Genomic DNA, 19,159 nt, shown 5'->3' with positions numbered 1-19,159 from the left:
GCAATTGTTATTTCGGGGTATGCAATTGTTATTTCGGGGTACGCAATTGTTATTTCGGGGTACGCAATTGTTATTTCGGGGTACGCAATTGTTATTTCGGGGTATGCATTTATTGATTTTGTGATTAGGGACTTGCGTGAAAATAAAGTACCAGTAAACCGAGTTTCGACTGCGCTCAACTCTCGACGGCTGAGGGTTGAGCGCAGCGATGCACTGAGCTTGTCGAAGTGTCGAAACCCGCTTAGTTGGGACACTATTAACCCACAGATCCCTTACTGTTGCTGATTGTACTTATTCTAAAACAACAAATCGATATGAAAACGAGTAAAAACACAGGCAAACTCGTAATTATTTCGTAGAACTTTTAATGAAATAAATCCACAAAACTACCCATCTCAAGCAAAAGGATACTCCACTATGTTGAAAAAGGAATTATTAAAAAAGGATGTGTTATGTCTTTAAAAACTCGTGGTTCTGCTGCTATTGACAAAGCCCAACTTCGTCTCGCCTTGCTTAAATCTATTGATGAAAATCTGGATTTAGGACATGGGTTAACCATTGAAACTTACAACCACTTAATCAACACTACCCGTGCTGTGCTAGAAGCTAATAATACGCTAGTTTCCAATCTGGAAGAATCGCGTAAAACAGTAACCCAGATGGATAAAGCTCTCTCGGAAATGTCTGAACGAATGCTAAGTGGAGTTGCAACTGTCTACGGCAGAAACAGTATGGAGTATTCCAAGGCTGGCGGCTCCAATCGAAAACGAAATAAACAATCTAGTTCAAAAGTTACTCCAGTTGTAGCGGTTCTTACTACTCAACCTACTCAAGCTGCAATTGCAAATGCGTCAACTAACAGTAATGGCACAACTCCTTTGTTGCAATAATCTACCGGGAGCGATGCGATTTTGTGAGACAGCGACATTAATCTGTCACCAACGACAAATAATTAGTCACTGTACACTTGATTTATGTCAAACTTCAACTATTAAGCACTACTTCCATCAAAGCCGATGATGGGATTTGAACCCACGGCCTGCTGATTACGAATCACTATAACAATGGTGGAAGCGGGCGATCGCTCTTGTTAATAGCTAGCTCGAAAGCCCGTTGGTGTGCTTGCTCGTTAATCCAAGAATGGTACAAATTACTATGAACTTGCAACCCATGTCCCATTTGCTTTGCAGCTAATGAAATATCAATGCCGTACTCAAGCGATCGCACTGCCCAGGCATGGCGTAGGTCATAAACTTTGAACGGCATATTTTCATTTCTCCTGAGATGCCGTGTAACCACATTGCCTATCGCTGTATTGGGACGGTTTAGGTTTATCGCTGGGACTTTGGGACTAGTCAGGTCAAAGGTGATAACCCACTCAGGATGAAGCGGCCACACTTTACGCGATCCGGTTTTACCCTGGGTTATTTTTATCGAGTGGTCAGGATTTTTTATGGAATTTAGCTCAATAAAAAATGCCTCATGATTCCTTAGCCCATAGGTAGCTATCATTCCGTAGATCCATCGCCAGTAGTCGCTACCAATTTGGTAATAAAAATCTTGAATCTGTTTATCAGTTGGCAGATTGCGCGGTTCTCTGCTGCTGTAACTGTAATTTCCTACTAAATTTGAAAAATCAAAATTTAGTCCAGCAAATTTAGACAATAGATTTAATGATTGACAGAAACGCTTGCGAGTACGGGTATCAGGTTTTGAACAATTTATAATTGTCGATTTTAAATTATCAATTGTTAATTCGTCTTCTAGCGGTAGGAACTTAAACACTGCACGGTACTCTACTCTCCATGTTGTTTGTGTCTTAAACGTTCGCTCCTTCCTAGAAAAATAATCTTTTTCAAATTCTTCAACCCAATCATTAATATTTTTGATATTAAGTTTTACTTCTGCTTCTTCTTGATAATCAGCCCAGTCGAAGGTTTTGGCGTCGATTTGTACGCTAATTTTTTTTGCTAGCCTTTCCGCTATTTTTATCCCTTCTTGATTAGCATTAGCGGCTGATATTCTCTGGCGATAGGACTTATTTCTGCCGGATAGTGACTTAGGGGGGAATGTTCCACGAAGGTAAAGTCGCCCCCCTATTTTTTCGATTTTTAAGCCGCAATAGCTATTTTTAAGCCGTCCGTTAGCCTCCTTAATTCGCTGTTCAATCATCATCCATTAGCCGTGGAGTATGTCTTTGTGGTCAAAAAATTCCGTTAGCGCGGCTAGTGAATACCGTTTCTTCTCAGTTGCATAGCCGTAAACAACTTCCTTGATGACATCCGGCTGTATTTCTAGCCGCGCCAAGCAATCATTACAGACAACCGCGACGGCGCCATCGCTCGGCACACCACAGACCACGCAACCCCAGCCTGTGCCAGGCACGGGAGCTTTCTTTTGCAACATGACGAGATTTTGGACTGTTTCCCCAGTGCAACCGCAACCACAGCACGTCCCCAGGTCTAGAGATTCTTCTTCATAATCTGGATCGTCGCCGTCGTCCGCCCAGACATAACCGCAGTCAAGGCACTCCCAGTAACCGTAATTTTCTTGATAATTGGTGCGGGTTGATTCGCACTTTGGACAATTTTGATTAGTCATTGCAGAGTTAAAAGTTGTTCTGATTTTTTAAGTTTTTTAAACCCCGAAAATTCTGTCTACAGACGCTAAAACCCGCTCTGGCGGCTACTTTCGCCGTCTACAGCCGGAATTTTGGGGGCAAAAAATTGTAGACGGTGTAGACAGACTCTTGGTTAATTTGTGGCGATGTATTGAGCGATCGCACTCCCACTCAACCACCGCCTACTTTATCGGTAATTTACCTGTAAAGCTTTGCCTACAGCCTGTAGACGGACTGTAGGCAAAGTGTAGACATTACTTTGACCACCTCCAGCCGAGGCGATCGCCATTTCCTTCGACTTCCCCCAATCCCTTGTCAGCCATAGAAGCGAAGATAATCCGCACTTCATCCGGCTGCATCCCCTCAAATAATCGGCTAGCTTGCACCAGGATTCTGGCTTTTAAAACCTCGCCTGGGTGCTGTTGACCCCAGTCAAAAATGAATTGCTCAAACTCGTTGATGGCTGTAGGCTGCGATTGCACCTCCTCATTTCCCCCGCCGGAGGTTTCCGGCTGTACCATGCTCCCCGCTCCCCAGTTGCTAAGGTCAAGCTCACAAGGGCAGTCATCGACCATAAACCGCTTTTTACCACCAGCTTTCAACCATTGCTCCAATTGAGGATCTTTGAGTTTAGTCCTGGCGTAGTCACGTCCGAACTGCCCCAAACGCACCAGCACAAAGCAGCTGTAAAGCGTACCCTTATCTCCCTCTAGTCCGAAGTTTTCGGCGGTGTCGTTTTGGGCTAGCGCACAGACAAATTGTTTGTATCGTCGTCCCCGCTTGGCGTGACGCTTGATCCAGTTGGCAGGGTGGTCACACTCATCTACTAATACTGGGAACTCCTCAGCAACTAGGAATCGCTCACGACCTGCGATCGCGTTATCTCCCCCTTCACCACGCAGTTCTACAAGCTCCTCTAAGGTTTTGAGGTCGTTACCCATTGCCGTGTCAATGGCTTTGAAGTTCCCTTTCCTGCCAATGACATCTTGTGGAGAGAGCCATGCCCAATCGTCGGGTTTGGCGTCGGAATCATAGACAACGACCCGCCCACCGATTTTTGATGATAAGTATTGGGTGAAAGTCGATTTCCCGTCACCCGTACCACCGACCAAAGCAACGTGCTTTTGTTTTTTCTGGATGTACTCAACTGGGTCTGTAATCAGGTTTTCTGGCTTCCAGTTGACATCGACCGCGCCAACTGTGACCGCCAACTGTGCCGTGGGTTGAGTCTGGCTCTTGACCAATGCCTGATAATTTAAACGTGACGCTCGGTCGATATCGCCGAGTGATTCTTGCAGGAGTTTGGCTGTTTGGCGATGTCTGCGCCCCACTTCCAAAACGCCGACGGATGCACCTAGTAACCACGGCTTAGAATCCGGCTTCTGAGATGCCCCTAAGAGCAATAAACCACAACTGACAGCCAGACTACCCCAAAATGACCATTTAGCACAGGTGTACATCTGTAAGTGCTGGTGTAGCTGGGATGGATGCAAATCACTGCTCATATTCCTAGCAACACCCCCACAGCAACTAACCCAACACGCAGCAGCAGAATATCTTTGACCTCTGGCACGGATTGCCGCAAGTAAAGGACGACAATACCAGCGATCGCCAGCACTCCAAAAACCCCCAGGCGGATAAATCCAGGGAAGGGGATACTCACCCAACAGCTACTTAATAAAGCGGGTATTGAGACTGTGGATGTAAAGTCATAAATCAAGTCCGGCAGATTGTCTGGCAGCGCGATCGCATTTATCCACCCTTTTTTAAATTCCTCCAGTCTTGATAGTTCAGGCGTACTAGCCACGGGGGAATAGCCCCGCTCTCTGGGAACCTCAACTACTATCTTTTGCTCATCTGCCATACTGCACCTCGATTTTGAGGTAGAAAGGGCGATCAACCTCCTGTTTGCACAGTGCTACGATCGCAATGACTAGAGCGCCGATGATGCAAATAAGAATGCTTATTTGATTCACTGTTGCTCTTGCTCCTTCTCGCGTATAGCTTTCCAGGTTTCGGGGTAAGTTTTGCGATGCATCCGCCGAATCTCTGCTTGGACTTCTAGCGGTTCTTTTTTGAGATCCTCAGAAATTGCGATCGCTGCTTTTAGCCAAGGACTACGCTCTTCAGGCATGGTTCACCACCTCAACACCTTTGTAAACCAGTTCTTCCTCTGGGGTGTCGGCGATGATTTCAGCCCAACCAGTTTTGTCGTTATGGCGGATGTTATTTTCAGCGATCGCTCCCAATCCGGGACGAGCTGATTCAAATTCCTCAACGACTTTTTGTTCTTTGGGTGTTAGTGGTCGGTTATCAGTCATATAATTTTTGGTAAGTTGTTTTACTTGAAACAATGTCCTCGGTTGGGGCGATCGCGCTTCTTGGAAAAATGCGATCGCCTTAATAATCGGGTTTACTTGCACTGGTTGAGTTAAAATTGGTAACTACCCAAACCTGCAAAGAGTTACGGATACTGGGTTTAACTTCAATCGCTTGGCGGGTGTCTAGGCAAATGGCGCGGCCATGGTTGAGCTTGCAGTGCAGATTCTTGCCGCTTTTGGAACGGGAAAACAGTTGACCGACTTCGAGCAATGCCCAAGTCATTGGAGCTTTACCCGTCACATACTCGGCTTGATGGCTGTCAGACCCCTCTGAGAGTGGGTCAACAGTTAGGTCTTTCCATTCCTTCTTCCGTCCTTTTCTGTTGCTGTAGTTGCCTTGTGACCGCCCGTTAATGGTTCTATCTATGGTTTCTTGTTCGCTCATAGTGGGTTAATAGTCGCTCAATAGTGAGGGGTTATCTTCGGGGTGAATGCCTTGGATAGTAAAGCTTTCGCCGCTTTTTGCGTTCATTTCTTCGGCAGTAAACTCGTCTTTCAGCAGGTTTTCTGTGATCTGTTTGGCTAATTCGAGTAGGTCGTCATCATCAAGGGCATTGCACCAGGTAATGATCTGTTCGGGGATGTCGTCGAAGCCCCATTCTTTCTGCTGGTAAGCAACTGTGGTTTGTTCGCGCAGCGCTAAAAAGATTAGGCAATTCAAGCCTGTAGCCTGGGCGCGGTTAAAGCTGCCGTCCATCTCGTCGAGGATGTCAGATGGTTTTATGTCTGTTAAGCTGTTTGTCATTTAATCTCCCGCTTTGAAGTTTTAACTACTGGCGATCGCTCTTGGGAAGTGACCGCCTTTTTACTTGCACTCACTCCGTTTCCTCTTCTTCCTCGTCGCTAATCACAATAGTTACCCTGTTGTCGCCAGCGTGAAAGCTGATGATATAAAATTCCTGATCATTTTCAAGCTCCTCGATCGCTATCTCCGCTTCCTGCGGGAATTCTTGCAACTTCTCAATTAGTTCCTTTACTGTCACTTGCACGTTGGTATCTCCTGGGTAAGTGTGGGCTGGCAGTTTCCCCTAGCAGGTCTTTGGTGTTTTGCTCAGTGCTGGCAGGCTGCTATCTCTGCCGGGTTTGGGTGGGGTTTGGTTGAGTAAGGAGTCTCTTTAAAAAGCTTGCCAAAACAATACTACCCCTGTACAACTATAAATATAATAGTACCGGGGTTAAATGTAAAGATAGTGCAGGGGTACAATTTAGGAGAAGCACATGGGTACAACTAATGAGAAAGCCGCTACACGGTCAGAGGAAAAAGGATCTAACGCTAACACTGACACCAGAAGGCGTGGAAATGCTGAACGCGAAAGCCAAGGCAATGGGTATCAGCAAGAGCGAGATGATAGAACGTATAGCGAGAGAACAAGTATCCTCTCCCTCGGAATATCAATTACTGGGGGAATGCTCCGCCAACTGATTAGCGACTATCGCGATCAGCTGGCAGCAAAGAAAGAGGAAATTCAAAAACATTACGACGAGATTCGGCAGCTTAATGGAGAAGCAGAAAAGATAGAATCCAGAATCCAAGAATTTGAATCACTTCAGATTCAACTAGAAAAACAGTCTGAACAACCAGCATAAAGCCGTCCCCCTTTCACAGGCAGGACGGCTTTGTTTTGTGCGATCGGCTTATTACTAGTTAGGCATCCAAGTTCGAGCGAAGGTCATCTAGTGGTGACTGAGTTTTATTCTCCACAGGTGAATCTTTCAAAAAAGCCTCTGGGTTATCAGGCACGAATTCTAGGCGGATACGGAATCTCCCCTTCTGCCAGCCTCCACCTGCTGTACGCAATATTTCACATGGAATCCCTTTCTCTACAAACCATTGAGACTCATTGCCCTTGTTATTGGTGTTACCGCAAGGCCATGCTTCTAGTGCTTGGAGGAGACGACCAACCTTAGTCATAGCTTCCAGTCCAAAGTCTTTCGACTGAATGGTAATAACGTCATCTTCGCTCAACCCCAACTTACTCTCAGGGTCTAACCCAAATCTTTCAATACTCATTTCGATTTTCTCTTTCAGCTTAGAACATGGCGGATCGAGGTATGAACTTGATCCGCCTTTCCTAAGTTTTCCCACTGCCCACCTACAAAAGACTCAAAACAATGATCAGAGCTAAATTCACCTGCCAAGCCAACCAACTCAACCACGAAACCCAGACTGCACAAATTGTATTAACACCTGTAATCAACTCAGCCAGCCAAGAAAACTTAACTTTCTGGAAAGCGACACCAGCCGGTGCAATTACACTGCAAGTTACCAACCCAGAGGCATCGGCTCAATTCACTGTAGGGACTGACTATTACGTTGACTTCACATCTGTATAGTACGTTTTATACATTCAGCATGGATGGAAGCTACGTATTGTCTAGCGATCGCCTTTAGTAAAAATGATGCATCCAGGATTCCCCCTCCGAATACCCAATGCCCAATGCCCAATGGAAGCCAGAAGCGAAAAATTCACCGAGCTAATGAACAAAGTAGATGTCGAAATGCAAAGGCTAGGCTGGACAGAAGCCCAAGGTCGAGAGCATTTGCTGAAAACTTGCCAAGTGCGATCGCGGTTACTCCTGACCGAGGAGCAGTTAGACAACTTTCTTTTGTACTTGCAACTTACTGATACCCCAACACCAGCAACTAATGACCCATGACCGACGAAATCATAGTAACCATCTACCAGCCCAAGCGAATACCTGACATTTATCGCTCCCCAATGGGCTTGCCTCTGAACTGGACGGACGAAACATCAGGAGAACTCCCCGACGCAGTTTTTAAATACTTTGGACGCCAGCCGTTGTCTACCGAGCAAATCAGCCTAATAGCCGAATTTTGCCAGCATTACATCAACGCCCCTTGCTGGGATGCCAACAATAATCAGTCAGGCGGATTTCCCAATGAGCTAACATCGCTACGCCAATCCGCCGCGAGAATTTCCAGCGTTGACGACATCAGCCGATGGATTGACGCCTGCCTGGAAATTGCGATCGACCCTTTCTAGGGACTCTTGAAGTGAGTGCGATCGACAATCGAATACTTCTAAAAGCGACTAACAGACGCTTGTCATCCTGTTAACCAGCCCAAAAAAAAAAAGCGGCAGGAACCGCTAATTTATAATCATTTTATGTGTTATATGACAACAATTGTAGCATCTTTTAGAGGGTAGAACAATGACTTTATCTACTCCTCAAACAGTCGATACCATTGCATCTCACCACTGGGAAGAATGGCAGTTAAGTGGTGTATCTGCAAAAATAATCCAACAAAACGTGAGAACCTTATATGACTCCAGAGAAGTTGATAAGGTACTAAATCGCAATACAAAATCCAGACAGAAGCACTCGGATCATTTAGCACCTTGCTGGATGGTTTCAGGGGTAAATCCACTGACAGGAGAGAATACCTTAGATGGCGTACAGGTCAAACCAGATATCTCGCCACTAGGCAAAGATGGAAAAGTAAATAAGTATTTGGGAGCGGCTGGTTACGGTGCATTCCCTTTGTTCTTAAACACAGGAATAGAGGAGTACTGGCAACAAATACTTGCTGATAAATCAATCCCCATAATTATTACTGAAGGAGCCAAGAAAGCAGGTGCAGGGTTGAGCCTCGGACTCCCAACCATATCTATACCTGGTGTATCGACTTGCCGAAAGATGGGGAGGCTTGACACATGGATAGAAGCTTTTGCAGGCTTTGGTAGAACTTTCTACCTGTGCTTTGACGCCGACATATTACATAAACGACCCGTCCAGCAATCCTTAATCAACATAGCCAGAGACTTATCTGCTACAGGCTCAAAAGTTATGGTAATTAAATTACCATCTATTGAGCTTAAAGGCATGGATGACTTTATTGTTGCTAAGGGTGAAGAAGCTTTCAAACAACTAGTAGATGATGCCCCAACCATTGAAGAGTGGAAGAAGGACTTAGAGGAGCAACGTAAAAACGACACAGAATATGATGACGATGAACGGACATCAAAAGTTTACCGTGCCTACAAAATCATCAAAGATGGATGGGGCGATAACCTCCGGCTAAACCAACTCAAGAAGATCATTGAACTGAACGACCAAAGAATAAACTTAAACGGATTGCGGCTGTACATAGCAGACGAATTTGATATGGATGTACAAATAGGAGATGCACAAATGATTGTTGAGGCGATCGCATCTCAAAATGCGTACCATCCAGTAGTCGAATATTTAGATGAAGTTGCCGCTAGATACAGTACAGTTGACCCTTCAATTCTTGATAACTTAGCGACTAAATACTTTGGTACAGACGACCCACTTCATAACATTTACCTGAAAAAGATGCTGATATCAGCCGTAGCTCGGGCCCGTCGCCCTGGTTGTAAAGTTGATACCGCTTTGATCCTCGTAGGGGAACAGGGAATAAACAAATCCAGCTTTTGGCGTGAACTGTTTGGACGTCACTGGTTTACGGACGAACTCAGTGACGGAAATGAGAAAGACGAGCTAATGAAACTGCATCAGTTTTGGGGTCTGGAAATTCCAGAAATCGAACACATGTATAAGAGGAAAGACATCAGCAGCATCAAAAAATTTATGTCTTCGAGCGTTGATGCCTTCCGCGCCCCCTACGCCCGTGACGTAAAAGAACATCCCCGCGCATGTGTTCTTGTCGGCACAAGCAACGAAACCGAACTCCTCAACGACCCCACAGGGAACCGGCGATTTTGGATTATTCCTGTAATAGACGACATCCCAATTGATATTGAGCAGCTAGCCAGAGAACGCGATTTAATTTGGGCAGCTGCTAATGCCCTTTATGAAAAAGGACATCAGTGGTGGTTGTCATCAGCAGAGTCGAAAGTTCACAACGAAGCCAGCAAAGATTTTCAATCCGTTGATCCTTGGACAGATACAGTATTAGCTTACGCTCGACAGCAGGGAGAGACAACCACCTCTGAAATTTTGAGAACTGCGCTAGGAATTGAACTCGGCAGACAAGAGATGATTTACACCAAGAGGGTTTCAGCTATTCTCCGGTCGAACGGATGGGAACAGTACAGACAAAAAATTGGTAACAGTCGCCCTTGGGCTTGGCGGTTGAAGTCGTCAGCAGAAAAAGAAAAAAGTTTGGGTAAAAAGGCGGATCAAGGCAGATCACCCGGATCACTTTCCCCAAATTTAGAACTTGACACTGAATTAGAAAAAGAAAAAAGTTTGGGTAAAAAGGCGGATCAAGGCAGATCACCCGGATCACTTCTCCAAAATCCACAAAATGATCCGCCTAGTGATCCGGCTAGGCAGATCACACCTGAACCCTTACAGGAGGAGACTTTCGAGCCGATTAATCCGCCCGTGATCCGCCTTGATCCGCCTACTTTACCAAACTTTTCTGAAAATAATTTTGTTGTACAAGCGGAACTACCCCTGGCTAACACAGAAGCCAAAGACGACAGTAGTCCTATCACTTGCCCAGAGAAATGCAATTATTACAAAACATTTGAGGGCGTCAAACCTTTCATATTTAAAGTAGAGTCAGATTTTGGAGCGGTTCAGGTCAGCGCCGAACCCTACCACCGATTCCAAAACGGTGATAGTAAAATCTGGCTTACCTTTAAGATGCCAGACGGACAGATTTTAGCCAAGACTATCAAAGCAATCCCAGATAAAAAGCTACTACCCAGGTGGTCTGTAGAATGTGGTGTTATCAAGCAGTGGCAAGAAAAGATAACAAAATACTTCAGTTCCAAAGTTGAAAATTCAGATTACAAGTTCCGAGTACGCATTATCGGCGACGATAACTATGAGTGGATTGAGGATTGTATTCTCAGAAGCATCCCTAATCCCCCGTCTCTGACCCATTTCACCTTTAAGACTCCCAACAACACAGCACTTACTTCTCATCTTGGTGAGTTTGAGGAAATGCAGTAAATGACTAAAAACCTAACCCGGATTGAGTGCCCCCATTGCTGTGGCTGGCGCACTTACCGCAATGGCTATAACTTACGCAAAGACGGCAATATTCAGCGATGGTATTGCCAGAATTGCGATCGCGGTTTTCAGGAGAGGAAGGCGATCGCGCTGCCAGGTGACGAAACTTAATTTTTGTAACTTATGAATGAAAAGCAAACTAAAACATTGTTTTGGGTAAGTGTAGGAGGTCTTAGTATGGCTCTCGCCATCTTAATTTTTAATGCACTATATTTTCAATGCTCATGCCAATAAATTATTCACTTAAGAGGATTCTTAATTTAAAATCCTGTTCAAACCTAAAAGGCATATTATTAGATTCAGCAACCTGGTTAAAATTCTCTCCATCTGCCTCTACAAGAATTCCTTGAGGAATAGATGCAATCAAGTTATCCCAAATTAATTTGTATATTTCTAAATCTGCAAGTGTAATTTGTAATTTCAACTCTAACCGAACGGATAGCAACTCAATCGTTGATTTAGCATCGAGATTTTGTGCATTAGTTCTCACCTTTATGTAACTATCACTAAAAAGCATTTGGGTATTAAAACCAGAAACATTAGGAGGGGTATAACCTTCAATCTCGGATTCTTCAACCAACTGCCCATTTAAAAAAGTTTGAATTTTCATTTTTATCCTGCTTTAAACCAAAATAAAGGACGATTATTACCATTTATATAATAAAGATTATCAACAGGAGCGCTAATTGGCATTGTGTTAGGGGCAACAGCTAGCGTGTTTCTTAATCCAGAGTTTGCAGTTGAGATAGTAGGTGTTGATTGTCCTAAATCATAATTTGTCGCCAAATTACTAGCGCAAGTATGAAGGTTGGGTGCTTTAAAAGTTACGCCTCCCAGCCAATAATCCCCCGGAGTCGAAGGCAATAAAATAATTGCTTCTTTTATTCCTGATGTTTCTGTTGCAATATTTCCCGAATCTATTAATAAATCTTTTGGTATTCCATCTTGATTAGAATAAACTCCTAATCTTAAATCCGTATCTGCAACAGATGTAACAACAGAAACAGCTAAACGAGTTAGCGTCACTTTGTGATGAATAGTAAATAAATAGTAACTAATAAAATTAATTATAAAACCTGCCGTGCTACTTGTAGAAGTAGCAATATTTTTAAATCCTTGATAGTATCTTCCAGGCACATAGCCTGGATGAGAGATATTGTAATGGTCGGAAGAGAAAGAAATAGGCATAAATTGAACCGTCGAGATATTTACTAGTATATAATGACAAATTATTCTACTTCAATTTAATATGTCAGTCATTACCTACAACAAAGTTTTAACTATTGCCAGAAAAATTGATTCAACTTCCCCAACCGGAATAATACCAATAATTACTAATTCTCTTGCTGGCATAACAGGAGGCGGACAAGTACTTTCAGCAAACGTTTTTATTAAAAATCTCAAAGCATTTGCTAAAATAACTAGTCTGCCTCCAATCAATCTACCAAATATTTCTGTCGAGGATAGTGAAACAGAAAGACTTTACAAAGTATTGGATGTAGAGTGGCTATCGCCAAGGCTTGAACTAAATGTTTATATATCCAACAATATAACTGACTGGCATTTAGTAGGGGGAATAAGCTTGCTAAACCCCAGTGGCTACCCTTACCGCATCTACAATTTACTTGATTTGCTCACTGACAATTTGGCTGTAGAACTGGGTGAGAATGGCCGGTTAGGAATAGAAGTTAAAGACGTCGGACATGGTTCTCTAGAAACTAACGATTTAATCACAATTCATGGAAGCTATGTTTTAGAAGTTGTTATTGAAGAGGCTAATTATATTCCTCCAGTTACCAATTCTACTCCGATTAACAAAGCTGTTAGTCAGCAAAGCACAGTAGTTGTATCAGCAATATTTACTAGAAAATACGTGCTTTTAACTAATGTTGGCAATGCTCCAATTTATTTAAATTTTGGGTCAACAGCGTTTCTAAATCAAGGAATTCCCCTTCAACCGGGTGGAGCATTTGATTTTTCTATAAACGATGTCGCTCACTTAGGTGATATATCTGCAATTTCTAGTGGCAACAGTCAGTTGCTCGGAATACAATCTACTTAATCTACAATCAAAAAATCATGGCCTTATACAATCCTCCTGCCACTTTTACTTTCGTTGATACCTCCTCAACAGGCAGCGAAGTTGCAAACTCATTATCTAACGTCGGATCAATAATTGTTCCTGCTAATACTAATAGGCAAAGCTTAACTATTTTTAATAGTTTAACTCAAACTGTTTACATAGATGTCACTTCGTCCGTTAGTGTTACAAATTATATGGTTCCAATTCCTGCTGGTGGTTTTTACGAACTACCAATCAAGTATACAGGTGCTTTTTATGGAATTATCGCCAGTGGAACTGGCTCTGTAGAAATTAGAGAGTTTGTTTAATATGTATGAGCAATTTGATAGAATCACAGCAGTAAATGACCCGCGAGATTTCAAAATGCCGTACAAATTGTATGGCAAGACAGATTTAGAAAATATGGAATTTAAATATCAACATCTGCATAATTTTTCTAAAGGTTTATCTATTAGATTCCAAAATGGTCAGACAAACAAAGTCTAACGAATCCCCTGCACCCGATTTTTTTTATCAACCTGAAGCACCCCAGGTAGGGTTGGTTCCTCTAACAGGCCCATTCTATGCAACTCCCAGCGAACCTGCCGATCCAATGGATTGCGATCGCTATCCTGATAGCCCTTGGTGTGGCGGGAATCCCATAGACATAATGCCTTTGGGCATTGGGCTTGATATTGTGCAAGACGAGTGCAATTTTGGTGTTCAGTTTAGCGGCACTTTCTTGTTTTTCAAAATTCCTCCCGTCCAAATTGTTTACCGCAATCCAGATTGTTTCCCGCAGCCCGAAGAACCCCAGGAAAATAATGATTATGAAGAAGATTTAGAAATACCAGATGGATTGAATATATATTTTCTGTATCAATCCTATGCTTATACTAGCGAAACTCTTTATTTAGGAAATAATAGAGTAGGAAGATATGAAAGTAAAACTACTCAAAACATTGCAAATGTAGAATTTCCTTATCAAGGTGATGTGACAATTCCAGCACCTTGGAATCCCAATATTCAAATAAAACCGCTCTGGAAATTAGATTTAATTGCGTCAGCTTCTGCTCAATACAATGGAGTTTGGCGAAGTACTAGACTTGGAAACAGAATGGCAGATAGTGAAGTATTTACTTATTCACATAACGAAACTTTTACTTTCTATGGTGATAATAGCAAAACTTTATATACAGCTTACTACAACAGGAGTGGAGGCTTTGCTTATGAACATAATTTTTACTATTTTCAAACCAGAGATATGCTTCAAAGATACGTAGCACAAGAAAAAATGCGCGGTCGTCCAGTTAGCGCATACAGAATAACTAGTACTAATGAAATTTCAGGTTCGACGAGAACCGATGAAAGCATATATGCTATTTATGGCGCGCCAGCACCACCGCCAAAGATTGAACCACCGCCTCCACCAAAAAAGGAATGCTGTAAAATGGGATGTTGCCCAGATAATTCTAATTTAGAAAGATTACTAAGGCTCTTGATTAAGAGAGTAGGTGAGCCAAAGCAAGTAACTATTTTTGATGAAGACTTGACCCGTCAAGGCGCCCAAAAAACTACCAAAACTCCTCAGAGTTTGAACGATTATTTTAAATTAACAGTTGACCGAATCGAGATTGCAAATAGGATTATTGGAATTGATACTTTTCCCGTTACCGTGCCAGATACGATGATTGAGCCTTTTAAAGAGGGTGTATTTGCAAAAGTATTCGGGTTTATTGATGGAAAGAAGAAGCGAAAAATTAATAATATTACTGAGTTTATAGCTTGGATGAGCGAACAAGATTCAGCAGTGTTGGGTGAATTTCATCAAGTAATTGAGTATCAGACTCAAGATAAAAAGACTGCTACTATTGTTCTGCCTAACGTTGCTGAATCGCTAAAAGAGATTGTTTTATTAACGTCTCAAATGGCGAAACAGAATAATATTCAGACAGAATTAATATTTAAGATGGCTACTGAAATCGTTGCCACAAGAGCGGTCGCAACCAAAGGAACTACAGTTATCCAAGATATTCAAGATTATCTCGATTACCCTACAAACACTAAAAAAGCTAAGATTAATACTGCCATTTCTTTACCAAAATTCAATACTAATAAAGAAGGAATCCCAATTGCAACCCAAAATAGTGAAAACCCTAAAAACTTTCTAAAAGTTGGTGAGGTCGAGTACACTTACGATGATTGGACAGGGAGCAACTCCCTTCATGATCAGCTATTGGATTTACTACAACTGGCAGCAATGCTAAGAGCAATTTATTTTCAAAGGACGGATCAAGAATAATGGCAAAAGATGACGGTAAAACCTTATCAAGACTAAATAAGCAAGTTAATCAAACTATAGAAATTTCCGAAGTTTTAGCCGGACAGAAACCAATAGGAGGAAAACTAGGGGAGAAGCTCAAAAAACAACAAGTAGATGAAATGAGCATAACTCAAGGCAAGAAACTTAGGGGAGAGAAGTTTAAAGTATTTGATAAATACTTAGAAAGAATGGAGCTTATTGCTAATGCAACAGGAGGGACAAAAGTCGAAATTAAACGTGCACTTATTCAAGACCCTCAGAATGTAGACAAATTAATTTAATAAATTTAATATATGCCACTACCACTAACGATTGATAAAGCCCTTTCATTTGGCAAGCAAGCAAGTATCACAATTCTACAGATTTTTAGCCCTGGCTTTGGCTTTTTAGCGAGAACTGCTGATAATGCCGTTGCAGTGGAAGAGAGACTAACTACGCAACAAAAAAATACAACTTTTGGGAAAGCTGTTACATTTATCAAAAATTATTCCTTGACTTCCCTGGCTGCTGCTTTAGGAGGAGCGATCGTTGTTGGCGGGGGAGTCGCTCTCGCTGGGTTAGCAAGTCTTGGGACTGTTGGCGTTTTGTCTGCGGGGATGATTGGGGCCGGAATCATCGGATTTTCCCTGACACAATTAATCTCTACTGTTGCTAGTACTAGCAATTTTGTACTTAATTTTGACATTAATCAGACAGATGCTCAACTAGATCAGCTACTGGCTCAAAAAATCCAAGGGTTTTATGGACTCTTGGGCACGACTGTTGGCACTAGCATGGGTTACTTGGTTTGTGGGGCAATTCCTGGGGCGGTGTCTTTCGCTTTCAATCCAGCCGTCGGCGCTGCCATCATGCGTGACTTAGACGACGACGCCAGAAGTGAAATTTTGGGGCAGGTCAACGTTATCGCCCGGACTGCCTTTCAAACTATGATTAATGCCGAACTTGCGAACAGGTTCAAATCCAGTCGGAGATTTTTAAAGAAAAACCCTGATACTGGTTTTTCTAAGATTGTTCGGTCAATTATTGGTGAAGAAAATTGGAAAAAATGGGGAGATTCCAATAATTCTAGTTTTACAATTCATCAAAATATTATTGAGAAAAGGATTGAGGCGATACCAGATAAAGGGAAAAGGGAATTTTTAGAACAAGCTCTTGAAGGTTTCGCTGATAGCTGTCTAGAGTCCGGTTACATCGTAGCTAATAACCTAGATAGCCAGTTAGCAGCTCAGGCCTTGATGAGACAGAACCTTTTAGGCCGTCCCACAGATGTCAGTATTAGTTTTGGTTAACCTTCGTCATCGGCGGATGTAGCGCGAACTCGCAAAGCTTCTTTGATCAAAGCTTTAAAGTTGGATGGCTCTTTATCTATCCAAAGGGGGATTTTCTGAGTTGTTTGGCGCTTGAAGTCGCCGGCTAATTTCCCCACAACTCCTTTTTGGCGAACTTGACGCTCGGTTTCTATGAGGATTTTCTCATTATTTATTACTACAAAATATATCGGGTAAACTCGCACTGTTGGCTTATAAAGTAATTTATTTGCACTACGTCTGCCTACTTTCTTCTCTTCAGTTACAGACAGTGTAAGGATTTTGGCTTTTGATAATTCAGCCAAGGCAATTAATCTTTCTTCTGCATCTTTTTCGCTCCCGCCGTATACCTGCATTTGTCTACGATTGCTCATGTTCGCCGTGGCCAGAAACCTGCCCCAGGTGTAACCGTTTGCTCCCCCTGCGGCTATTTTGACATTGCTCCAACTGAGCTTTCTAATGTCTATATCGGAGATATTACAATACGGTTTAAGCTGATGCCCTCCTTTGGGAAAAGTGAAAGGAGGCTCTTTGTTAGGATGAAAAAATACGGTTAACTTGACGGTTTGTGGTTCTGATAAAACTTTTTCATGTAACGGCACTCCCACAATGTCGCCAATATCTCTATTTTTAATTAGTTGGTGAATTCCAACTAATAAAGCAATAATTGGCTTTAATGTTTCTTCTGTCCCTGAAAGAATAATGCTTTCGCTCACAAAAGTGACTCAACTTGAAGTCGAACAATTATAACTTCAATATTGACATACTTTCGAGAATAAATGATTTTCTTAGCTCCAAAATCTAACAATCCACTATTCTGCGGATAATGTCTGATTTCTTGTTGTGGCTTGGGATAAAGTCGAAATGAGGGACTGACTGTATTGTTTACTGTAGGATAATAAAATCGTCCGATTGCATAGGATTTATATTTTTCTGAGTTATCCCACTCATCTAAATCATAAAGATAAGTAAAGCGTAGTGTCTGAGCATCAACACTGGTTACAGGAAATATCTGCCACTCTAATGTTAATGTAATTATTCCTAAATTATCCCAAGTCCCCAAACTGTCTGTAGTCTGAGGCATTAGTAAGAATAAATCTTAATCAAAGATTCTTCCATATTCTCTTCAATTTCTTCAAGATAATCATCCATGTCTGGAATAAAAGCTTCTACAGCTTCTAGTAATTCCTCAATATTTATCGACCCATCAAGCATTTGCTTTGTGGCATTGCATATTTTATCTGCGTCTGCCATCAAAGCCGCAAATTCGGCATCATCTTTGCAAGTTGGAACAACTAAATAAAAACAACTACCTAACTCCCTATAAGCTCTAGGGTCAATAATTTCTTGAGTCATATTAAGGAGGTGATGCTAAATCTGGCTTGCCAACTCTAAAGACTTCTGGTTCATAAGAGATAGAAGTCACATTATTAGTGGCTGAATTAGATTTTAAAGAACTTGATAAACTTTTGCGAACGTCCTCCGCATCAACTTTATCAATTGTCGATTCTGTTGCACCAGTTTTAGCATCTGTTACGGATGTTAATGTTCGTCCAAACGGAAACGAGTAACTAATTCCAGGAGTCCGGCTATATTTTTTCTTAGTTATTCCTGATATTGGATTAGTTTTTGTATCTGAAGATTTTACAAAAACCCTTAAAAGTGCTGGGTAAAAATTATCAGACTGCTCTGTACTTGCATTAATGTTTTCGTATCCTAGTTTTGCATCAGAAAGAGCTAATGCAGTTCTTCCAGCATTTGAATAACTTGTAATCGCTGCGGCGTATCTTGTAGGCGTAGCGTCTTCAGGTGATACGCCAAAAGGCAAAATTGCAAATCCATAGCGTTTACGTTGAGCGGCAGTTAATTTTTTAGTAACCTCTATTGTGTTAATTCCTTTTTTGAAATCAATATAACCAGCAAGCCGGCTGCCTGGAGCAGCTGTTCCCCCACTTTCTCGAAACTGTCTTTCTAAATCTGCAAATCGTTGTCTACGACGTGGCATACATTTTACTCAGTGCAACTCTGTTTCAATAATAACCAGTGATTTAGCTGTTTCACCAGTTGATGAAATTTAATAATACCTTTAGGGTATGACAGACTTTTATACTAGTTCTCAATCCTTTAATTAACAAAATGGCAGTTATAACTGTAGGCTCAGGCAACTTGTTTAAATCCCCAACCGCCGAGGGACACTTACTAGAGATATGCAGCAATTCTCATTTTGAAAACAAAAGAAGATAAAGTCCTCTTGTTTACATAGAGAACTTCTGTCTAATTATGATTTATTTGAAAGATAATCATAATAATTAACTGAAGAGAAACAATTTTAAAAATCTGCCCATGAAAAAATAGATTTCAACTTATAAATATAGCTGAAATTCCGACCTACTTTGTAAATTCTCTTAATTAATAATCTTTACCTCCTCTCAAAAATTTGACATTTTTAACTAGAATTTACTTTTGTGAGAGGGACATATTCGGTAAGAATAAATA

General features: G+C 41.9%; 30 protein-coding genes. 13 read left to right on the top strand and 17 right to left on the bottom strand.

Going from position 1 to position 19,159, the window contains the following annotated elements; all coding sequences use genetic code 11:
- The first annotated feature begins 452 nt into the window (after positions 1-452).
- The gene (locus F8S12_RS18635) at positions 453-890 is read left to right on the top strand and encodes a hypothetical protein (protein ID WP_196517620.1); all 438 of its coding nucleotides are present in this window, start codon (positions 453-455) and stop codon (positions 888-890) included.
- A 166-nt stretch (positions 891-1,056) separates the two neighbouring features.
- Here the strand turns inward: F8S12_RS18635 and F8S12_RS18630 are convergent, their stop codons facing one another.
- From F8S12_RS18630 to F8S12_RS18590, 10 genes are all read right to left on the bottom strand, one after another.
- Positions 1,057-2,175: a site-specific integrase gene (locus F8S12_RS18630; RefSeq protein WP_196517619.1), complete on the bottom strand. Its 1,119-nt coding sequence runs from the start codon at positions 2,173-2,175 to the stop codon at positions 1,057-1,059.
- Between the two features lie 3 nt (positions 2,176-2,178).
- Entirely contained in the window at positions 2,179-2,601 is a 423-nt protein-coding gene (locus F8S12_RS18625) for a hypothetical protein (RefSeq protein ID WP_196517618.1), read from the bottom strand.
- Positions 2,602-2,874: 273 nt separating this feature from the next.
- Positions 2,875-4,125, bottom strand: coding sequence for a hypothetical protein (locus F8S12_RS18620; protein ID WP_196517617.1), 1,251 nt, complete (start codon positions 4,123-4,125; stop codon positions 2,875-2,877).
- On the bottom strand, positions 4,122-4,484 hold the full coding sequence (locus tag F8S12_RS18615; RefSeq protein WP_196517616.1) for a hypothetical protein: 363 nt from the start codon (positions 4,482-4,484) through the stop codon (positions 4,122-4,124). Before F8S12_RS18615 ends, F8S12_RS18620 begins: the two co-directional genes overlap by 4 nt.
- Positions 4,474-4,596 carry a hypothetical protein gene (locus tag F8S12_RS41685; RefSeq protein ID WP_269144832.1) on the bottom strand — a complete coding sequence of 41 codons (123 nt, stop codon included), beginning with the start codon at positions 4,594-4,596 and terminating at the stop codon, positions 4,474-4,476. The genes F8S12_RS18615 and F8S12_RS41685 overlap by 11 nt, the downstream gene beginning before the upstream one ends.
- The gene (locus tag F8S12_RS18610; protein ID WP_196517615.1) at positions 4,593-4,754 is read right to left on the bottom strand and encodes a hypothetical protein; all 162 of its coding nucleotides are present in this window, start codon (positions 4,752-4,754) and stop codon (positions 4,593-4,595) included. The genes F8S12_RS41685 and F8S12_RS18610 overlap by 4 nt, the downstream gene beginning before the upstream one ends.
- Positions 4,747-5,043: a hypothetical protein gene (locus F8S12_RS18605; RefSeq protein WP_230968095.1), complete on the bottom strand. Its 297-nt coding sequence runs from the start codon at positions 5,041-5,043 to the stop codon at positions 4,747-4,749. Before F8S12_RS18605 ends, F8S12_RS18610 begins: the two co-directional genes overlap by 8 nt.
- Positions 5,021-5,386 (bottom strand): hypothetical protein, encoded by a 366-nt coding sequence (locus F8S12_RS18600; RefSeq protein ID WP_196517614.1) that lies wholly within the window; start codon positions 5,384-5,386, stop codon positions 5,021-5,023. Before F8S12_RS18600 ends, F8S12_RS18605 begins: the two co-directional genes overlap by 23 nt.
- A 6-nt stretch (positions 5,387-5,392) precedes the next feature.
- Positions 5,393-5,746: a hypothetical protein gene (locus F8S12_RS18595; protein ID WP_196517613.1), complete on the bottom strand. Its 354-nt coding sequence runs from the start codon at positions 5,744-5,746 to the stop codon at positions 5,393-5,395.
- Between the two features lie 70 nt (positions 5,747-5,816).
- Positions 5,817-5,990, bottom strand: a complete 174-nt coding sequence (locus F8S12_RS18590; protein WP_196517612.1) for a hypothetical protein — start codon at positions 5,988-5,990, stop codon at positions 5,817-5,819.
- A 242-nt stretch (positions 5,991-6,232) separates the two neighbouring features.
- Here F8S12_RS18590 and F8S12_RS42390 point away from each other — a divergent pair, with 242 nt between their 5' ends.
- Both F8S12_RS42390 and F8S12_RS42385 read left to right on the top strand, forming a co-directional pair.
- Positions 6,233-6,424 (top strand): CopG family transcriptional regulator, encoded by a 192-nt coding sequence (locus F8S12_RS42390; RefSeq protein WP_196517611.1) that lies wholly within the window; start codon positions 6,233-6,235, stop codon positions 6,422-6,424.
- Positions 6,409-6,588, top strand: a complete 180-nt coding sequence (locus tag F8S12_RS42385) for a hypothetical protein (protein WP_196517610.1) — start codon at positions 6,409-6,411, stop codon at positions 6,586-6,588. Before F8S12_RS42390 ends, F8S12_RS42385 begins: the two co-directional genes overlap by 16 nt.
- A 58-nt stretch (positions 6,589-6,646) precedes the next feature.
- On the opposite strand, the gene F8S12_RS18575 is transcribed toward F8S12_RS42385, so the two are convergent.
- Positions 6,647-7,087: a KGK domain-containing protein gene (locus tag F8S12_RS18575; protein WP_331001407.1), complete on the bottom strand. Its 441-nt coding sequence runs from the start codon at positions 7,085-7,087 to the stop codon at positions 6,647-6,649.
- Between the two features lie 26 nt (positions 7,088-7,113).
- Between F8S12_RS18575 and F8S12_RS18570 the strand changes: the two genes are divergently transcribed.
- From F8S12_RS18570 to F8S12_RS18550, 5 genes are all read left to right on the top strand, one after another.
- On the top strand, positions 7,114-7,335 hold the full coding sequence (locus F8S12_RS18570; RefSeq protein WP_196517608.1) for a hypothetical protein: 222 nt from the start codon (positions 7,114-7,116) through the stop codon (positions 7,333-7,335).
- A 111-nt stretch (positions 7,336-7,446) separates the two neighbouring features.
- Positions 7,447-7,659 (top strand): hypothetical protein, encoded by a 213-nt coding sequence (locus F8S12_RS18565; protein WP_196517607.1) that lies wholly within the window; start codon positions 7,447-7,449, stop codon positions 7,657-7,659.
- Positions 7,656-8,006, top strand: coding sequence for a hypothetical protein (locus F8S12_RS18560; protein ID WP_196517606.1), 351 nt, complete (start codon positions 7,656-7,658; stop codon positions 8,004-8,006). Before F8S12_RS18565 ends, F8S12_RS18560 begins: the two co-directional genes overlap by 4 nt.
- 169 nt (positions 8,007-8,175) lie before the next feature.
- Positions 8,176-10,911 (top strand): VapE domain-containing protein, encoded by a 2,736-nt coding sequence (locus F8S12_RS18555; RefSeq protein ID WP_196517605.1) that lies wholly within the window; start codon positions 8,176-8,178, stop codon positions 10,909-10,911.
- Positions 10,912-11,082 carry a hypothetical protein gene (locus F8S12_RS18550; RefSeq protein ID WP_196517604.1) on the top strand — a complete coding sequence of 57 codons (171 nt, stop codon included), beginning with the start codon at positions 10,912-10,914 and terminating at the stop codon, positions 11,080-11,082.
- Between the two features lie 124 nt (positions 11,083-11,206).
- On the opposite strand, the gene F8S12_RS18545 is transcribed toward F8S12_RS18550, so the two are convergent.
- On the bottom strand, positions 11,207-11,581 hold the full coding sequence (locus tag F8S12_RS18545; RefSeq protein ID WP_196517603.1) for a hypothetical protein: 375 nt from the start codon (positions 11,579-11,581) through the stop codon (positions 11,207-11,209).
- 2 nt (positions 11,582-11,583) lie between these two features.
- The gene (locus F8S12_RS18540) at positions 11,584-12,159 is read right to left on the bottom strand and encodes a hypothetical protein (protein WP_196517602.1); all 576 of its coding nucleotides are present in this window, start codon (positions 12,157-12,159) and stop codon (positions 11,584-11,586) included.
- 61 nt (positions 12,160-12,220) lie between these two features.
- On the opposite strand from F8S12_RS18540, the gene F8S12_RS18535 reads away from it, so the two are divergent.
- The 5 genes from F8S12_RS18535 to F8S12_RS18515 all read left to right on the top strand — a co-directional run bounded on the left by F8S12_RS18535 (position 12,221) and on the right by F8S12_RS18515 (position 16,645).
- The gene (locus F8S12_RS18535) at positions 12,221-13,033 is read left to right on the top strand and encodes a hypothetical protein (protein ID WP_196517601.1); all 813 of its coding nucleotides are present in this window, start codon (positions 12,221-12,223) and stop codon (positions 13,031-13,033) included.
- Positions 13,034-13,050: 17 nt separating this feature from the next.
- Positions 13,051-13,362, top strand: coding sequence for a hypothetical protein (locus tag F8S12_RS18530; protein ID WP_196517600.1), 312 nt, complete (start codon positions 13,051-13,053; stop codon positions 13,360-13,362).
- A gap of 341 nt (positions 13,363-13,703) precedes the next feature.
- Positions 13,704-15,335, top strand: a complete 1,632-nt coding sequence (locus F8S12_RS18525) for a hypothetical protein (RefSeq protein ID WP_196517599.1) — start codon at positions 13,704-13,706, stop codon at positions 15,333-15,335.
- Positions 15,335-15,637: a hypothetical protein gene (locus F8S12_RS18520; RefSeq protein ID WP_196517598.1), complete on the top strand. Its 303-nt coding sequence runs from the start codon at positions 15,335-15,337 to the stop codon at positions 15,635-15,637. The genes F8S12_RS18525 and F8S12_RS18520 overlap by 1 nt, the downstream gene beginning before the upstream one ends.
- A gap of 12 nt (positions 15,638-15,649) precedes the next feature.
- Positions 15,650-16,645, top strand: coding sequence for a hypothetical protein (locus F8S12_RS18515; RefSeq protein WP_196517597.1), 996 nt, complete (start codon positions 15,650-15,652; stop codon positions 16,643-16,645).
- Here the strand turns inward: F8S12_RS18515 and F8S12_RS18510 are convergent.
- The 4 genes from F8S12_RS18510 to F8S12_RS18495 are packed head-to-tail and all read right to left on the bottom strand — an operon-like array spanning position 16,642 to position 18,668.
- A complete protein-coding gene (locus F8S12_RS18510) occupies positions 16,642-17,379 on the bottom strand; it encodes a hypothetical protein (RefSeq protein ID WP_196517596.1) in 738 nt (245 codons plus the stop codon). The two genes, F8S12_RS18515 and F8S12_RS18510, sit on opposite strands and share 4 nt — an antisense overlap.
- Positions 17,376-17,747, bottom strand: a complete 372-nt coding sequence (locus tag F8S12_RS18505; RefSeq protein WP_196517595.1) for a hypothetical protein — start codon at positions 17,745-17,747, stop codon at positions 17,376-17,378. Before F8S12_RS18505 ends, F8S12_RS18510 begins: the two co-directional genes overlap by 4 nt.
- Positions 17,747-18,019, bottom strand: a complete 273-nt coding sequence (locus F8S12_RS18500; RefSeq protein ID WP_196517594.1) for a hypothetical protein — start codon at positions 18,017-18,019, stop codon at positions 17,747-17,749. Before F8S12_RS18500 ends, F8S12_RS18505 begins: the two co-directional genes overlap by 1 nt.
- 1 nt (position 18,020) lies before the next feature.
- Positions 18,021-18,668: a hypothetical protein gene (locus F8S12_RS18495; RefSeq protein ID WP_196517593.1), complete on the bottom strand. Its 648-nt coding sequence runs from the start codon at positions 18,666-18,668 to the stop codon at positions 18,021-18,023.
- Positions 18,669-19,159 lie beyond the last annotated feature (491 nt).

Origin of the sequence: Nostoc sp. WHI (assembly GCF_015714725.1) — a bacterium.
Taxonomy (GTDB): Bacteria; Cyanobacteriota; Cyanobacteriia; order Cyanobacteriales; family Nostocaceae; genus Nostoc.
Note: the sequence above shows the minus strand (reverse complement) of the source record. Positions and strands in the feature narration are given on the sequence as shown.

Bases quoted from the DNA above. Each gene is read 5' to 3' on its own strand.
- F8S12_RS18570 (WP_196517608.1), top strand. From the start codon at position 7,114: ATGATCAGAGCTAAATTCACCTGCCAAGCCAACCAACTCAACCACGAA.
- F8S12_RS18535 (WP_196517601.1), top strand. From the start codon at position 12,221: ATGTCAGTCATTACCTACAACAAAGTTTTAACTATTGCCAGAAAAATT.
- F8S12_RS18550 (WP_196517604.1), top strand. From the start codon at position 10,912: ATGACTAAAAACCTAACCCGGATTGAGTGCCCCCATTGCTGTGGCTGG.
- F8S12_RS18615 (WP_196517616.1), bottom strand. From the start codon at position 4,484: ATGGCAGATGAGCAAAAGATAGTAGTTGAGGTTCCCAGAGAGCGGGGC.
- F8S12_RS18525 (WP_196517599.1), top strand. From the start codon at position 13,704: ATGCCTTTGGGCATTGGGCTTGATATTGTGCAAGACGAGTGCAATTTT.
- F8S12_RS18600 (WP_196517614.1), bottom strand. From the start codon at position 5,386: ATGAGCGAACAAGAAACCATAGATAGAACCATTAACGGGCGGTCACAA.
- F8S12_RS18560 (WP_196517606.1), top strand. From the start codon at position 7,656: ATGACCGACGAAATCATAGTAACCATCTACCAGCCCAAGCGAATACCT.
- F8S12_RS42390 (WP_196517611.1), top strand. From the start codon at position 6,233: ATGAGAAAGCCGCTACACGGTCAGAGGAAAAAGGATCTAACGCTAACA.
- F8S12_RS18495 (WP_196517593.1), bottom strand. From the start codon at position 18,668: ATGCCACGTCGTAGACAACGATTTGCAGATTTAGAAAGACAGTTTCGA.
- F8S12_RS18595 (WP_196517613.1), bottom strand. From the start codon at position 5,746: ATGACAAACAGCTTAACAGACATAAAACCATCTGACATCCTCGACGAG.
- F8S12_RS18555 (WP_196517605.1), top strand. From the start codon at position 8,176: ATGACTTTATCTACTCCTCAAACAGTCGATACCATTGCATCTCACCAC.
- F8S12_RS18515 (WP_196517597.1), top strand. From the start codon at position 15,650: ATGCCACTACCACTAACGATTGATAAAGCCCTTTCATTTGGCAAGCAA.
- F8S12_RS18545 (WP_196517603.1), bottom strand. From the start codon at position 11,581: ATGAAAATTCAAACTTTTTTAAATGGGCAGTTGGTTGAAGAATCCGAG.
- F8S12_RS18540 (WP_196517602.1), bottom strand. From the start codon at position 12,159: ATGCCTATTTCTTTCTCTTCCGACCATTACAATATCTCTCATCCAGGC.
- F8S12_RS42385 (WP_196517610.1), top strand. From the start codon at position 6,409: ATGCTCCGCCAACTGATTAGCGACTATCGCGATCAGCTGGCAGCAAAG.
- F8S12_RS18625 (WP_196517618.1), bottom strand. From the start codon at position 2,601: ATGACTAATCAAAATTGTCCAAAGTGCGAATCAACCCGCACCAATTAT.
- F8S12_RS18635 (WP_196517620.1), top strand. From the start codon at position 453: ATGTCTTTAAAAACTCGTGGTTCTGCTGCTATTGACAAAGCCCAACTT.
- F8S12_RS18620 (WP_196517617.1), bottom strand. From the start codon at position 4,125: ATGAGCAGTGATTTGCATCCATCCCAGCTACACCAGCACTTACAGATG.
- F8S12_RS18610 (WP_196517615.1), bottom strand. From the start codon at position 4,754: ATGCCTGAAGAGCGTAGTCCTTGGCTAAAAGCAGCGATCGCAATTTCT.
- F8S12_RS18500 (WP_196517594.1), bottom strand. From the start codon at position 18,019: ATGACTCAAGAAATTATTGACCCTAGAGCTTATAGGGAGTTAGGTAGT.
- F8S12_RS18520 (WP_196517598.1), top strand. From the start codon at position 15,335: ATGGCAAAAGATGACGGTAAAACCTTATCAAGACTAAATAAGCAAGTT.
- F8S12_RS18530 (WP_196517600.1), top strand. From the start codon at position 13,051: ATGGCCTTATACAATCCTCCTGCCACTTTTACTTTCGTTGATACCTCC.
- F8S12_RS18565 (WP_196517607.1), top strand. From the start codon at position 7,447: ATGGAAGCCAGAAGCGAAAAATTCACCGAGCTAATGAACAAAGTAGAT.
- F8S12_RS18505 (WP_196517595.1), bottom strand. From the start codon at position 17,747: ATGCCTCAGACTACAGACAGTTTGGGGACTTGGGATAATTTAGGAATA.
- F8S12_RS18630 (WP_196517619.1), bottom strand. From the start codon at position 2,175: ATGATGATTGAACAGCGAATTAAGGAGGCTAACGGACGGCTTAAAAAT.